The organism is Plebeiibacterium sediminum (genome assembly GCF_026013605.1).
Taxonomy (GTDB): Bacteria; Bacteroidota; Bacteroidia; order Bacteroidales; family Marinilabiliaceae; genus Saccharicrinis; species Saccharicrinis sediminus.
On record NZ_JAPDPJ010000001.1, the window covers coordinates 364,193 to 378,888 of the forward strand.

16 protein-coding genes are annotated in these 14,696 nt (G+C 30.8%); 1 reads left to right on the forward strand and 15 read right to left on the reverse strand.

Translation table 11 applies throughout. The features are described 5' to 3' along the window. Window positions 1–6: 6 nt before the first annotated feature. The 15 genes from OM075_RS01555 to OM075_RS01625 form a co-directional block, all read right to left on the reverse strand. A complete protein-coding gene (locus OM075_RS01555; RefSeq protein ID WP_301188700.1) occupies window positions 7–813 on the reverse strand; it encodes a CheR family methyltransferase in 807 nt (268 codons plus the stop codon). A 3-nt stretch (window positions 814–816) separates the two neighbouring features. Next, on the reverse strand, window positions 817–1,659 hold the full coding sequence (locus OM075_RS01560; RefSeq protein ID WP_301188701.1) for a CheR family methyltransferase: 843 nt from the start codon (window positions 1,657–1,659) through the stop codon (window positions 817–819). 14 nt (window positions 1,660–1,673) lie between these two features. Continuing rightward, window positions 1,674–3,551, reverse strand: a complete 1,878-nt coding sequence (locus OM075_RS01565) for a PAS domain S-box protein (RefSeq protein ID WP_301188702.1) — start codon at window positions 3,549–3,551, stop codon at window positions 1,674–1,676. A 93-nt stretch (window positions 3,552–3,644) separates the two neighbouring features. Beyond that, window positions 3,645–4,742: a protein-glutamate methylesterase/protein-glutamine glutaminase gene (locus tag OM075_RS01570; protein ID WP_301188703.1), complete on the reverse strand. Its 1,098-nt coding sequence runs from the start codon at window positions 4,740–4,742 to the stop codon at window positions 3,645–3,647. An 85-nt stretch (window positions 4,743–4,827) separates the two neighbouring features. Then, entirely contained in the window at window positions 4,828–5,298 is a 471-nt protein-coding gene (locus tag OM075_RS01575; RefSeq protein ID WP_301188704.1) for a chemotaxis protein CheD, read from the reverse strand. Between the two features lie 10 nt (window positions 5,299–5,308). Beyond that, window positions 5,309–6,211, reverse strand: a complete 903-nt coding sequence (locus OM075_RS01580; protein WP_301188705.1) for a sensor histidine kinase — start codon at window positions 6,209–6,211, stop codon at window positions 5,309–5,311. 17 nt (window positions 6,212–6,228) lie between these two features. Further along, window positions 6,229–7,098, reverse strand: a complete 870-nt coding sequence (locus OM075_RS01585; protein ID WP_301188706.1) for a CheR family methyltransferase — start codon at window positions 7,096–7,098, stop codon at window positions 6,229–6,231. Further along, a complete protein-coding gene (locus tag OM075_RS01590) occupies window positions 7,098–7,580 on the reverse strand; it encodes a chemotaxis protein CheW (RefSeq protein WP_301188707.1) in 483 nt (160 codons plus the stop codon). Before OM075_RS01590 ends, OM075_RS01585 begins: the two co-directional genes overlap by 1 nt. Before the next feature lie 2 nt (window positions 7,581–7,582). Then, a complete protein-coding gene (locus tag OM075_RS01595) occupies window positions 7,583–8,044 on the reverse strand; it encodes a chemotaxis protein CheW (RefSeq protein ID WP_301188708.1) in 462 nt (153 codons plus the stop codon). 6 nt (window positions 8,045–8,050) lie between these two features. Further along, window positions 8,051–10,081, reverse strand: coding sequence for a chemotaxis protein CheA (locus OM075_RS01600; protein ID WP_301188709.1), 2,031 nt, complete (start codon window positions 10,079–10,081; stop codon window positions 8,051–8,053). 2 nt (window positions 10,082–10,083) lie between these two features. Next, window positions 10,084–10,464 carry an Hpt domain-containing protein gene (locus OM075_RS01605; protein WP_301188710.1) on the reverse strand — a complete coding sequence of 127 codons (381 nt, stop codon included), beginning with the start codon at window positions 10,462–10,464 and terminating at the stop codon, window positions 10,084–10,086. Continuing rightward, entirely contained in the window at window positions 10,461–10,826 is a 366-nt protein-coding gene (locus OM075_RS01610; RefSeq protein WP_301188711.1) for a response regulator, read from the reverse strand. The genes OM075_RS01605 and OM075_RS01610 overlap by 4 nt, the downstream gene beginning before the upstream one ends. Before the next feature lie 19 nt (window positions 10,827–10,845). Continuing rightward, window positions 10,846–11,157: an STAS domain-containing protein gene (locus tag OM075_RS01615; RefSeq protein ID WP_301188712.1), complete on the reverse strand. Its 312-nt coding sequence runs from the start codon at window positions 11,155–11,157 to the stop codon at window positions 10,846–10,848. Between the two features lie 20 nt (window positions 11,158–11,177). Further along, entirely contained in the window at window positions 11,178–12,881 is a 1,704-nt protein-coding gene (locus OM075_RS01620; protein ID WP_301188713.1) for a methyl-accepting chemotaxis protein, read from the reverse strand. Between the two features lie 10 nt (window positions 12,882–12,891). Then, complete coding sequence (locus OM075_RS01625) at window positions 12,892–13,404, reverse strand: YfiR family protein (RefSeq protein WP_301188714.1); 513 nt, start codon at window positions 13,402–13,404, stop codon at window positions 12,892–12,894. Between the two features lie 185 nt (window positions 13,405–13,589). On the opposite strand from OM075_RS01625, the gene OM075_RS01630 reads away from it, so the two are divergent. Next, complete coding sequence (locus tag OM075_RS01630) at window positions 13,590–14,663, forward strand: hypothetical protein (RefSeq protein ID WP_301188715.1); 1,074 nt, start codon at window positions 13,590–13,592, stop codon at window positions 14,661–14,663. Window positions 14,664–14,696 lie beyond the last annotated feature (33 nt).

Here is a 14,696-nt window from a genome sequence, read left to right on the forward strand (position 1 = left end):
ATATTATCAAACTTGATAAATTTGTTCATTATGATCATATGCATGACATAAATCCACATTATTATTACAAATTCGTTCCTTTATTCCTATAGCTAAAAAGCCATCTTTTTTAATATACTTTAATATCTCATCTTCCGCTTTATTCTGAAGTTTCGAATTATAATATATCATTCTATTTCTAAACAAAACAATATCAGCATTTTCTTCAGGACCTTGATGAAAAAAACTTTTATTAATAAACTTAACATTCTTAAACAAAGAAGAATCTATTTTTGTTATTCCAACTTCAGAAACAAAATAATCTTCAAAAGAAGTCTGCAATTCAAGCCTTTTAAAGTTCTGCTTACTTACTTCCAAAGTTTTTGTTAACATACACCCCTTTTGTACTTCTTCTATAATTTTTAAAGATGGTGAACTACAATATATCTGAGTTGATTCAATTAAGTTATCTTCTTTAAGAATAACAACTAAAGAACATAACTCATGCGAAGAAGCTAAATCTGGAATCCAAATATTTAAATTTTCCGCATTATATCTGGGCAATACTTTATTTTTTAAAGTCCTCCAAAAGGAAGGATCCCGAAACATTTCAGTGTCACTTACCTGAAAATGAAATAAAAAGTCATCAACTAAATTTCCTTTCCGAATTTCTTCAATAAAAGAATCAACAGACTTGACATTAAGCTGATTAAATACATAAGCAAAACGACGTCGTAAAAAAGATAGCGCATAATTATACACGTCCAGTTTTAAGATATCTTCTAAAACCGGAGTAATTAATCTTATATCGTTTAATGAAGGTACAACAGCCATTTTCTATTTATATTTAAATTGAAATGTTGAACTCTTTGTATATACCATTCCATGTTTTATAAATCGTGTTTTAAAGAAACCATGTAAAGCTTCATGATTACCTAACACAAGCACACCTCCATCAAACAGTTTATCAAAAAACTTCTTTATTATTTTCATTTGTAAATCCTGATTAAAATAAATCAAAACATTTCTACAAAAAATAATATCAAACTTCTGATAAAAAGGAATTTCTTCTGTTACTAAGTCATGTCTGCGAAATATAACTTTTTCCGTAAGAAAATCCTTAAATTTAAAACTATCATTGTTTTTATCTATATCACAGTAGTATTCAAAATCGTTAGCATCAGGTTTAACTCTTTTCATTAAATCTTTATATGCTTCAATATAGGTAACATTAGTACTAATACTATATTCTGCTTTTTTTGAACTACGTATAACTTTTTGATTGATATCTGAAGCAACAACCCTGGCCTTATCAAGTAGGCCCAATTCATTCAAAAGAATTAAATTAGAATATACTTCTTGTCCTGTTGAACACCCGGCATGCCATATATTAATCGTATTTTTGCTTTTTAGTGATGGTAATATTTTTGAATATAAATATTCCCAAGTTTCAGGATTACGAAATAGTTCAGTAGTATTTACAGTTATCTCGTCTACTAAATTTTCAACAAATGCTTCATCAGTCTTTGTTAAATATAATAACTCCTCCATATCTATTTTGTGATCATTCAATACCTTTTCTATTCTTCTTTGAATAGAATTATCTGAATACTCACAAAAATTGTATGGTGTATGCTTTTTAAGCTCTTCTAAATACGTTTTAAATGTTAAACTCCCCACAGAATAATTAAATTTTAGAATAACTCTACTTCAACATTTTGAATGAATGCCGTAAATGATTGATCTTCTCCAACTTGTGCCTCTGAAAGTAAAAATAAAACTGCTATATCATCTCCGAATTTATTCTTAATAGGAACTTCTTTACGTTCTCCGACAACTTTTTGCTCTTCTGTATTTACGTAAGCTTTAACAAAAAGATCATTTTTAGCAGTTTCTGTTGAGAACAGCATAGATACATGTTGACCTAACACTTCAGATCTTTCATAACCCCATAGTTTTTCTGCAGCAGCATTAAAGAATTCAAGAATACCTTCCTTATTTGTTGTGATGATTGCATCTAATGCGCCTTCTAAGGTTTTTTCATTTCTGATTTTAACAGCTTCTATTTCTTTAAACTGCTCTTTCATCTCATCTCTGGCTTGCTCTAACATAATTCCAAGTTCGTCTTTAGAACGTTGCATTTGCTCTTCCATACGTACTTGATCTGTTACATCATTTTCAAGACTCAAAATTTTAACAATGTCTCCGTAATTATCAATTACAGGGGTATAAGTGGTAAGTAAAAATATTTCTTCTCCAAGTTTTGTTCTTCTTCTTACTCGTCCTTTAAAGTTTTTACCATTTTGCAGGTCGGATAAAACCTTATTTAAATCATCTGCATCTTCCTGAAATGTAAAAATCTTTAAATTTTGTCCTTCGATTTCTTCAGGCAAATATTTAAAGGTTTCTAAAAACAGCTGATTGACTGAAATTAAAGATCCATCAACTCCAAACTCGCAACTGATTGCAGAGTTATCAATCGCTTCTAAAATACCCTTCATTTCTACAGCTCTACGGTCAGATTCTTCTTGTGTAGCCTGCATTTCTTCAAGGTTTTGGCGCAATTCTTCCTCTTGCTGCGACATACGTTCAGCCTGAATTTGAGTTTCGTGAAGAAGTTTAGTTGTTTGAATATTAATTTGAACAGCTGAAATTGTTGATGCTATACTTTCTGCAGTCTTTTCAACAAATTCAATTTCAAAAGGCTGGAATTCTTTAAAAGACGCCAATTCGATTACTCCATAAACTTCATCATTTGCTTTTAATGGAACAATCAGAATAGCGGAAGGATTTGTTTCTCCCAAACCAGATGTAATTGTGATATAATCATTAGGAACATCAGTAAGGTAGATTGTATCTTTTTCCAAAGCACAACGACCAATTAATCCTTCCTCCCATTGTATAACTTTATCTGCAAATTTCTTTCTATCAAATGCTATACAAGAGGTAAGTTCAAAAAACTTATCTCCTTTTGCATTTTTATTTAATAAATAGAAACCTCCCTGATTAATTTTTAAGTAATTAACCTGATAACTAATAATATTAAAAGCTAGTTCTTCCAGATTATCATTGTTACGTCTAAGTATTTCACCAAATTGAGCCAATCCTTGAGTAACCCAAGTACGCTGTTCTTCCTCAATTCTATTTTGCTCTTGTTCTTTTTTACTTTTTACCAAATAATCATGTAACTTTAATAACGACCTGCTCAATTGGTCCCTTTTATCAGTTACCAATTCAGTATTATTCAAATTACCTTCGCGTAGATTATTTACAAATTTTAAAACTCTTTCTGAACGTCTTGATTCAAATTTTAAAGATTTGCGTTGTTTTCTTATAATTTTTATAAATTTCAATGCAAAATAATATCCAACGGCTGTTGTTATAAAAGGCAAAACAATTACAATCCACATACCTGGAAACAGAATCAACATATCTGCAAATGTTCTATTAGATTGCATAAAAACATTTGAATTCAGATTGAAAAGAAAAACCAATAATGCAACAATAAAACCTAATAAAAAACCTCTGAAAGTAAACTTCCTTAATATATTAGATAATTCTACCTTTTTCACAATTTTGAGTTTTTAAATTTTTTGTAAATAGTCTTTTTTAAGAACCTGGTGAAGATAAGACATTTTAATCACCATATCATAAAAACCTAGTGTTTATAGGGATTTTATTAAATATGGAGCAATTTGGTCCAAACTTAAAATATGGTTGGCAGCGCCTAATTTTGCTGCTTCTTTTGGCATACCATAAACAACAGAACTTTGTTCATCCTGAGCTATGGTATTAGCTCCACTCTCCTTTAGTTCTAAAAGTCCTTTAGCACCATCATTGCCCATACCAGTTAACAAAATACCAATAGCATTTTTACCTGCGTATCTCGATGCACTTCTGAATAATACATCAACAGATGGCCTGTGTCTGTTAACTAGTGGTCCTTCTTTTACTTCCACAAAGTATTCTTTTCCCACCCTTTTTAGTAACATATGGTAATTACCAGCAGCAATTAATACACGGCCCTGATACAACTTATCACCATTTTCAGCTTCTTTTACCTCCAAATCACAGATATTATTTAAGCTATTTGCAAAGGATTTTGTAAATCCTTCAGGCATATGTTGCACAATAGCAATACCGGGCATTTTAGGAGGTAAATTTCTTAGAAAGGTCCGAATAGCTTCAGTTCCACCGGTAGAAGCTCCAAGCACAATAACTTTTTCTGTTAATGTTATTCTGTCTGAAGCAGATGCTCTTTGTAAAATTACATCAGCACTATATTTAGGCTTGACTTCTAACTTTGGAGGAGGCGTTGAAGGTATGACCTTATTGACTATTTTTTTTCTTGACAGTTTTGCTTGCGATGCGGCTTTAACAGCATCACAAATCATAATTTTTGATTCATTAATAAACTTAGCAGCATTCATTGCCGGCTTACCAATGATTTCTGAAGCTCCATATTCAAGAGCTTTCATAGCAGTTTCTGTACCCTCTGTTGTTAATGACGAAATGATAACTACAGGTATAGGATGTTGTGACATGATCTTTCGAAGAAACGTAAGACCATCCATTCTTGGCATTTCGATGTCCAGAGTTATAACATCTGGAACTTCTTTCATTATTTTCTTTACCGCAATTATAGGGTCAGCAGCTGTTCCCATTACTTCAATATCCGGATCGGAACCCAATATTGAAGAAAGACTTTGTCTTACAACAGCTGAATCATCAACAACTAATACCCGTAACTTATTATTCCGCATAGCACAAGGTTATCTATAAATCTTTTATTTCTACCTTAAATATAAAAATATTCAATACAAATAAATAAAAGATGTAAATATTCCTTTAAAGATTTTTTTTATCAAGCAATTTATGCCTGACTTCACCAGTATCCGTAAAAAAGATAATTTTTCTACCTCTTTTTCCTCCTGTACTTGAAGCAACAATTGGAATCTTCCTTTCTTCTAGCATAATACGTGCAACACGAATATTACGCTCTCCTATCTGAATTCTGGAACCACCTGTTTGCATCAACTCTCCACCACCAAAAATTTTAGCCTGCAAATCTTCAATTCTAGAACCATGAAAAAGCAGTTTATCAATCAATTTGTCGATGGCAATATTTCCATATTTAGGTGAAGCCAAATCATTACCACTCCAATGAGGTAGCATATAATGATTTATCCCTCCTATTTTTAACCGAGAGTCCCACAAACAAATTGCAACACATGAACCTAAAATAGTTTTAACCAGAAAGGGTTCTTTGCTTACAAAAAGAGAGGATGGATATAAAAAATGTTGTAAATATTGACTCATTTATTCACCATTAAAAAATCTCGTCCTCTTCATCAAAGAAGATATCATTACCTTCACCACTAAATCCATCAACTATATTCTTAGCTTCAGGAACACTAATTGTAAATGTTGATCCCTCTCCTTTTTGGCTTGAAATTTCAATATCACCGCTTAATACATCTAACAAAGCTTTGGTTATTGATAATCCTAAACCATGTCCTCTATTAATTGAATTAATACCAGTATCTAATCTTTTAAATCTTTCAAAAATGGTTTGCTGATTCTTTTCTGAAATACCAGTACCAAAATCCTGTACTGAAATTTTAAGAACATCATCTTCATCCAACCAAACAGAAATAACTACTTTACTATCCTTATAACTATACTTTAGCGCATTGTTAATAAGATTACTTAAAATTAGTTTTAACTTCTCTGAATCAGTCTTAAAATAAAAGTTTTTACCAAATCCATGTTCAATATTAAACTGAATATCAAAACTAATACCCATTTTTCTAGAGATAATATTAAATGAATCCACTACCGTTTGTAGCAAACTTCTAATATTAACTTTGGCAATATTTGGTGCAATTTCACCCGCTTCAATTTTTGCAGCAACAAAAATATTCTTCAACTGAAAATCAAGGTTAAATGCTTCAGAATGGATTAATGCCACCATAGAAACCACCTTTTTCCAATCGTGTTTTTCTACCGATAATATCGCTTTTGATAATCCAAGTATCGATGTAAATGGATTTACAATTTCATTGGAAATATTTGAAATAAAGTGACTTTTAAGTGCTTCCGAATCTTTAAGTTTTTTTGATACACTTTGTAATTCAAGTGTTAAATCCTTAATTTCCTTTTCACTATTTTTACCAGCCTCTAGCCGTTGTTTTAGCTCCTTAAGTAATTGTCTGTCTGATAAATTATTCATGGTTCTTTTTTTGTGCTTTATTTTTTTCTAAAAATAGTTGGCTTAATATGTTCTAAAGGAACATCCATCCCTGTTAACGATTCTGAATGACCAATAAAAAAGTAGCCTCCCGGTTTTACATGGGAACTTAACTTATTTATTACACTTTCTTGTGTTTGTCGATCAAAATATATTAATACATTTCTACAAAAAACTACATCAAAAGTTTCATTAATATTTGAATATGTAGAATCCATTAAGTTCAAATACTTTAATGACAAATTCCTTTGTAGTTCCGGTCTTACTTTAACCGTTGGATTAATTTTATCCTTACTCTTTAATAAATATTTCTTTTTTAAATCTATTGGAATAATATCCACTTTATTTAACGGATAAATTCCCTTAGCAGCCTTACTCAGAACATTCTGTGATATATCAGTTCCTAGCATGTTATATTCAAAAGCTGCATTTGAACTTTTAAACTCATTTAAAGTAATAGCCAAAGTATAAAGTTCTTCTCCACTTGAACATCCAGCACTCCAAATCTTAAATGGTTGACGTGTTTTACCGTTAACAAATTCAGGCAAAACTGTACTTTTTAGAAAATCAAAGTGAATTGGCTCTCTAAAAAAATCAGTTTTATTGGTAGTAACAACATTTAAAAAATTAAAAATTTCTTCTCGCTGTCCATCCTTACTAAACAAGTAGTCTTTATACTCGGTATAAGAATTCATATTTAATTCACGAATTCTTTTTAATAACCTTCCCTGCAACATGATTCTTTTAACAGGAGGCATTTTTATACCAAACTCAGTATAAATAAATTGACTAAATGCCTCAAAATCCTTGGTGGATAATTCAGCTTTAAAGCAATCTAAATCTTTTGAGTATGACTTTTTATTATCCACTACTTACTAATTTGTTTAATCATATCTCCCATTCCAATAATTTCATTAATACTAAATACTTTATCAGAATTTAATACTAAGTAAAAATTATCATTAATATTACAAGTTGCTTTTATATAATTGGGACTATAATCTGTATCTATTTGTTTAAATTCAGATTCTTCAACTTCAAAAACATCTGTAACAGCATCAGTAAGAATTCCTACTCTAAAAGAGCTATTTGTGTCTTCTCTTGTAACATCAATTATAACGATACATGTTTGCGGTGTAATTTGAACTGGATTCATACCAAATTTAACTCCAGTGTCAATTACTGGTACAACTTCTTCTCTGTGGTCTATTACACCCTTCATAAAAGAAACTGTTTCAGGCATTTTTCGAGGTTCTTCATACTCTCGAATCTCATTAACCCTGCTCACATGAATTGCAAACGATTCAGTGCCTATTTTAAACGAAAGATATGAATTGTTAATGTCTTCCATTACTATACGTTTTTACTTTCAATTTGATTAATAACATGCATTAAATCAATCATATGAATAAATTCATCTTTTTCCTGAACCGTACCTTCAAATGTATCAATTAAACCCATTCCATTTTGAAAGGCTGCAGGCATGATTTTATCATTTCCAACTTCAAAAACTTCTTTTACAAAATCTACAACAATACCAAATTGAGATTCGAGTTTATCCTCAGGTGATACAACAATTATAGAGGTATCTCTTGTATTTGTCCAGTTTTCAATTTGCATAATAACTCTTAAATCAGTTACCGGAACAATATTACCATGTAAATTAATTACACCAAGGATAAAATCTTTTGTATTTGGTACTTTTGTTACATTACCTTCTTCATAAGGTAGAATATTTCTAACCTTAAGGCTATCGAAAGCAAAAATCTGGTTTCCCAAATTAAATGATATTAATGTTTTAAAATCGCTCTCCATACCTAATTATTTATGTAGTTTTTGAACCCAATGATAATGTATCAATCTATTTGTATCAATTACCATAGATATAGTACCATCTCCCATAATTGAGGCTCCGGAAATCACTTCCTGATCTTTTAATAATCGGCCAAATGGTTTAACTACAGTTTGAAATTCACCAATCACTTCGTCAACTACTAAACCAATCTTTTTGTTTTCGAATTTAACTTGTATAATATGCTTTTTACCTTCACGAACAGGTTCATTAAATATGTTTCTCATATCTATTATTGGAAACTGTTCTCCATTTAGTGTTATTACATTATTGAAAATAAGTTTTTGTTCCGCAACTTCAAGTGGGAATATCTTTTCAATTAATGAAATAGGAATCACATATTGTGTTTCAGCTACAGTAACAAGTAAACCATCAATTATAGATAATGTTAATGGTAACTCAAGTGTAACAGTAGTACCTTTATCTGGTTCTGATGTAATTGAAACTTCACCTCTGATTTCCCCGATTTTTCTTTTTACAACATCCATTCCTACTCCTCTACCCGATATGTCTGAAACTTTATCTTTGGTAGAAAAACCACTCATGAATACTAAATCGAAGATTTCTTTCTCTGTTAATTCTATACCATCATCAACCAAACCTTTAGAAATGGCCTTTTTAAGGATATATTCAGGATCAATACCTTTACCATCATCAATTACCTTAATGATAACACTGGCTCCTTCATAATATGCTTTAAAAATGATAGTTCCCTTAGGTGATTTACCTTTTTTGATACGCTCATTTGGCAACTCAATACCATGATCCACACAATTCCTAATCATGTGTAACAACGGATCTGTAAGGTGTTCGATTATGTTTTTATCTAACTCAATATCACCACCTTCAATAATAAAATCGATATCTTTATTCAATTCTTTTGATAAATCACGAACCAATCTTTGGAATCGCATTAAATCATTCTGAATAGGAATAAGACTTATTTCAAAGGCATTATCTCTTAGTTGACGTGTTAATTTTTGAATATTTTCAGATAGCCCCATTAAATGTGCATCACCACTGTTTTCAGCATGCAGATTTAATTGTGCTTGTATAGTTACTAACTCACTAACTAAATTAACAAGTTCATCTATTTTTGTAGATGATACACGTATACTAGATATTTTATGTTCTTTTAATTGAACTTTCTTTTTTTCAGCTTGCTCTATGTCCTGTTTTTCTTGCACCCAGGAAACACTCTTTAATAGCTCTCCTGTTAATTCTTCCTCACCAGCTTGTGCTCTTTCTACAAAATCCTCTAATTCCGGACGTCTTAGTATATTTCCTTTACTAATTTCTGTAACTACAAGATCACATTCATCTTCAACAAATATAAATACGTCCTGAATTTCATTTTCAGGCTCAGTTGTATTCAATATCACATCCCAGGCAACAAAACAATCCTCAGGATTTAAATCCTCAATTTCAGGAACATTATAATCATAAGAAACAACAATAGCTTCACCTAATGCATGAAGGTCATCAAGCAAAAACAATGGGTTTGTTCCATTTTGCAAAATATTGCTATGAGGCTTTATTTTGATTAAAAATGTTTTGGAGTCATCGTCTTCAACTTCGTCAGCAGTTTCAATTACTGTTTCTTCAACTGTTTTTTCACCAGGAGAATTAACAAATTGTTGAACTCTGGTTGTTAAAGCTGCAAGCTCCTTTTTGTCTTCAGAGTCTGTAAGATCACCAACATCAAGAAAATGTTTAATTTGATCTATTGCATTAAAGGTTAATGAAATCAGATCATCAGTAACAGATAACTTCCCATTGCGAACCCAATCAAATACTGTCTCTAAATGATGAGTAAACTCACTTAAATCATTAAAGCCAAACATTGCACCTCCACCTTTAAGGGAGTGCATAGCTCTAAATATCCTCTCTATTATTTCTTTATCACCTTTATCATTCTCAAGTAACAATAATGCTTCTTCAAGATCATGAACATTATCCAGTGATTCTTCAACAAATTTTGCTCTGAACTTATCAATCATGCCTATGCATTTTTTGTAATTAAAGAATCAAAAAAACGTAAAGTGTCATTTACGTCATTCTTATCTATTTGATGTTGTTGAGTTTGTAGGAGCTCCGATTTAATTACAGGAATTAACTTTTGTGTATTTGAAACGATTTCACTCGAAGAAGCAATACTACCATCTCTTAAACCACTGTAAACTAACTCCATTGGTTTTACAATATGATCAACACTCTCAATGCCTAACATTGGAGCAGTACCTTTTATATTGTGAGCAATAGCAAACACCTTTTCAATAATACAATCTTCTAATTCCCCCTTTTTTTCTCTTACAAGGTTTTCTATAACTTCCAAATCCTTGATAGAGTCCTTAATAAAGGTCTCCTTAATTTTCTCAATCATCGTAATACTCTTGATATCGCACTAAGTAATTTGGCAGGAACAAATGGCTTAATAATCCAACCTGTAGCACCAGCTTGTTTTGCTTCCATCTTTTTAGCTGCTTGTGATTCTGTTGTTAAAAACAAAATCGGAATATGCTTATAAGCATCTATTTCTCTTACTTTACGAATTAAACCTAAACCATCAAGGTTTGGCATATGTAAGTCTGTAATAATGATATCAATGGTTCTGCCATCTAAAAATTGTAAGGCATCTTCTCCATCAACACCAACCAATACATTATAACCTTCGTTTTGTAGAGTAAAGTTAACAACTTCCCTTATACTTTCTGAGTCATCAACAATAAGAACTGTCTTAGCCATAATTAGTTAAAATTAATTTCTATAGTTTAAATAGATTGTTAAATCCAGCATTTGATATTAATCCATGAATCTCTTCACTAAACATTCCCTCAATCGTACATTCCTTACCTTTATTTTCAAAAGATTTTTTTACCGAACTCATCAATTGAATAAAAGTAACATCTAACGATGATGGATTAGTTATACGAATATCTAAATTATTTGAAAAATCAACAGCATCCAAAATACTTTCTCTGATTTTACAAATATGATTTATTATAAGCTCACCAGAGATTAATATTTTACTCTGATTTTTATCGTGTTTAACATCAACTGAGAATGCTGTATCCATAATAATATTTTATTATAAATTTAAAATTTCTCGTAGTTATCTAGATCGAACTCTTTATCTAAGTTAATAATATCGCCTTTAGCCGATACATTAGCTTTCTTTTCTTTATTATTTTTAGGAGTAACCACATTTTCGTTAAAAGTTACTTCTGTTTCGATCTTCTCTTCCTTTTCTACTTCTATTACATCTTCATCTCCAATATTAAAGAAACTTACTGCTTCTTTTAAACTATCGGCTAACACAGCTAGTTGCTCTGCACTTTGTGTTAACTCATCAGATGAAGAGGCATTTTCCTGAGTAATAAGGTTAAGATTCTGCATTGCCATATTAATTTGCTCGGCACCTGTCTTTTGTTCCAAACTGGCAGCAGAAATCTCTTTAATTAACTGAGTTGTTTTTTCAATATCAGGAACTAATAATCGTGATTTTTCTCCAGCTTCCTGAGATACTTTTAAACCTCCGTTTACCAAAGTATGAATTTCATCAGCGGCAACTTTACTTCGTTCTGCCAACTTACGAACTTCAGCAGCTACTACAGAAAAACCTCTACCATGCTCTCCAGCTCTGGCAGCTTCCACTGCAGCATTTAATGCTAAAATATTTGTTTGGAAAGCAATATCACCAATTATTGTAATTTTTTCTGCAACACTTTTCATTGAAGCAGCTGCTTCAGAAGAAAGTTTGTCTGCAACATTTACATCTTTAGCTGTTTCTACAGTAATTTTTTCTGTCTCAACTGCATTCTCTGTATTTTGATCAATATTCGCTACCATTTCTTCGATAGAAGTTGAAACTTCTTCGGCTGAAGCAGCCTGATCGGCAGAACCTTTAGATAATTGTAACGAGCTATCCTTTACGTTTCGACCACTAACAACCAAATCATTGGCATTTTCTTTAATTGAAAGTACAATACCTTTCAGGTTAGAAGCCATCTTGTTTAGGGCATCTGCTAATAATCCAATCTCATCTTGCTGATCAATTTCAAGTTCAGCTGTCAAATCACCTTGTCCGATTGTTTGAGCAAATGTTAATCCTTTATTTAAAGGTTTAACAATACTTGTATACAATACATAGGCACTAAAAACAGCAACAGCAGCAAGTACAAAAATCATAATAATTACAAACAACCCAAAACCTGCAAATGAATCATCCATATTTTTTAATGAAGATTCATTTAAACTATGAAAGTTATTTTCAATTGTTTCAAGATCTTTTATAATTTCGGTACCTAGATTGATTATTTCACCATCTTCCTGAACCATTGGTTCAACTTCAAAAATAACCATTACATCATCGTAGGACTCAAAACTATTTAAACTGGACATTACATATTTTTGCTTTTCAAATAATGAATCAGTTTTATGTACTACCTGTGCAAAACTATCTTGAAATTCTTTTTTCCACCTTGGTGTAAGAGATTTTAAATCATTTACCAGTGAAGGATAATCTTCTTTAATTAAAGTTTCTAATCTTTGTTTGTCAGATGTACCTGGTTGTCTATCTACAAATACCCAGCTCTTGATTAAGGATTTGGAATTATTAACCATATCTCTGAATTGCTGAAGTTTTTGTTCTGAAGGATTGTAGATACCAGTAATTTCTTCACTTAAATTTCTACTGTTATGTAAAGTCACATAAGTAGAAACTCCATTAAAGATAATTGCTATTAAAATTAACCCAAAACCTGCAAATAATTTTTGAGCTATATTCAATTTAATCTTCATACTAAAATTTTTACTTTTTAATGGCTGCTGCCATATTTGCTAATTTTGAACTAATACTTAAGCCTAAAGTTTGTGCATTGGCTTCATCAACCTCAAACTTAAGGTTATTATCTCTGACTACAAAATTAATTACAGCACCATGATCTGTTGCTCCCTCAGATTCTGTTATTATTAATGAATTTTTCCCCAACGTCCCTTTTAAAGTTTCTGCATGACGAGAAAAATTGATGTATGATGATACATAGAGTACTTGACAATCTGTAACGTCTTCAACACTATTAAACTGTTTAATAACTACATTTTGATACCCAAACTTTTTTCCAGCTGATTGCTCAGTTAACCAATCTGCTATTTTTGAGTTTTTTAATACTCCAATTACAAAATCACCTTGTTTTGCTTCTTCTGCCCAACCAATATAACGAATGAAATTTAAAGTAAATACAGACTTATATTTTTCAACTTGACTAAAACCTGTCAATGGTATAAGCACTAAAAAGAATAAAATTAAAAATTGTTTCCTCATAACACTCTCTGAATATGTTTTTACTGTTTCCCTTGCCCTTAGTACGGCGAATATATTTTTAGGTTACCTTTTTTGTTTATAAAATGCTGAAAAGACCACACAAGGAAAATAATTACTAACTTAAAAATGGTAATAAAACAATATTACCATAACTTTGTCGCCACTTATAAATACTTGATTAATCAATGAGGAATTATAAAATTTTCAATTTACAAGAGGGAGAATCATTTGTTTCAAGAGTAAAATCAACTTTTCTTGAAATACAAAAACAATTAGCAGATAAAACAATCACTAAATTAGATATACACATTCATTCAACAAATGCTGAAACATTTAAAGATGAATGCGACATTTTAAGTGCAGCAATAAAAGAGTCATTTAAAAATAAGATTCCTGCTACCACCTTTATTTCAAATCATCCGGCAGATAATAACGATGTTTTGATTTCATGTCAGTTTTATACACACAGTAGTGAAAAAATCAACTTCAAAAAAATACTTGACCATCATTATGTAACCATTGAACACAAAAATGGTATTGAATTAATTTCAGGTGGGATACATTTTAACGAAAACTCCATATTACTAAATATACAACGTGCTTTTGATTTTGCTGAACAGTTATTGATGGCTGAAGACATGAATTTTGGACACATTGTTAGACAATGGGACTACATAACAGCAATAAATGAAAATTCAGAATATGATGGATCATCAAAAAATAATTTGGAAATTTTTAATGAAATAAAATCATTTTTTCTTGAAGAATCGTTGTTTAAAAATGGATATCCTTCTGTTTCTGACAATGGAATATATCAAGGAGGCATTGTTATAGATTTTATGGCCTTTAATAATTATGAACACTTTACTTCAGTTAATATTAAATCTGATTATTACTTACCATTTTCTGATCAGGCTAAATATTTATATACAGATAAAGATGAAGTATGGATTTCAGGATCATGTTTAAACTATGATACTTCAAAGGATATTGAAAAACAAATTTTAAAAGCGCTTGAGGAAACTTTTAAGCTAATTGAAAATAAAAATTTGGTGGCATCCAATATCAACATCCCTGAACCATATAATTTTAAAGATGGTTTTAAATTAATAAAAGCGTACGTGCGACATGAATCTTACAACAAAGAGGTGAAAGACATTATTCATTCAGTACTACCCAATACAGAATGCATTATTATAAATACAGAATTCTACAGTAAAGACAAACTTATTGAAATTGAGTCTTTTACTTCTATTTAACTTTTAAAATAAGTTAATATTAATCATTTATTA

Excerpts from the sequence above, each read along its gene's own strand:
- OM075_RS01610 (WP_301188711.1), bottom strand. The coding sequence starts at position 10,826 with ATGGCTAAGACAGTTCTTATTGTTGATGACTCAGAAAGTATAAGGGAA.
- OM075_RS01555 (WP_301188700.1), bottom strand. The coding sequence starts at position 813 with ATGGCTGTTGTACCTTCATTAAACGATATAAGATTAATTACTCCGGTT.
- OM075_RS01615 (WP_301188712.1), bottom strand. The coding sequence starts at position 11,157 with ATGGATACAGCATTCTCAGTTGATGTTAAACACGATAAAAATCAGAGT.
- OM075_RS01580 (WP_301188705.1), bottom strand. The coding sequence starts at position 6,211 with ATGAATAATTTATCAGACAGACAATTACTTAAGGAGCTAAAACAACGG.
- OM075_RS01605 (WP_301188710.1), bottom strand. The coding sequence starts at position 10,464 with ATGATTGAGAAAATTAAGGAGACCTTTATTAAGGACTCTATCAAGGAT.
- OM075_RS01625 (WP_301188714.1), bottom strand. The coding sequence starts at position 13,404 with ATGAGGAAACAATTTTTAATTTTATTCTTTTTAGTGCTTATACCATTG.
- OM075_RS01620 (WP_301188713.1), bottom strand. The coding sequence starts at position 12,881 with ATGAAGATTAAATTGAATATAGCTCAAAAATTATTTGCAGGTTTTGGG.
- OM075_RS01570 (WP_301188703.1), bottom strand. The coding sequence starts at position 4,742 with ATGCGGAATAATAAGTTACGGGTATTAGTTGTTGATGATTCAGCTGTT.
- OM075_RS01630 (WP_301188715.1), top strand. The coding sequence starts at position 13,590 with ATGAGGAATTATAAAATTTTCAATTTACAAGAGGGAGAATCATTTGTT.
- OM075_RS01575 (WP_301188704.1), bottom strand. The coding sequence starts at position 5,298 with ATGAGTCAATATTTACAACATTTTTTATATCCATCCTCTCTTTTTGTA.
- OM075_RS01595 (WP_301188708.1), bottom strand. The coding sequence starts at position 8,044 with ATGGAGAGCGATTTTAAAACATTAATATCATTTAATTTGGGAAACCAG.
- OM075_RS01600 (WP_301188709.1), bottom strand. The coding sequence starts at position 10,081 with ATGATTGATAAGTTCAGAGCAAAATTTGTTGAAGAATCACTGGATAAT.
- OM075_RS01590 (WP_301188707.1), bottom strand. The coding sequence starts at position 7,580 with ATGGAAGACATTAACAATTCATATCTTTCGTTTAAAATAGGCACTGAA.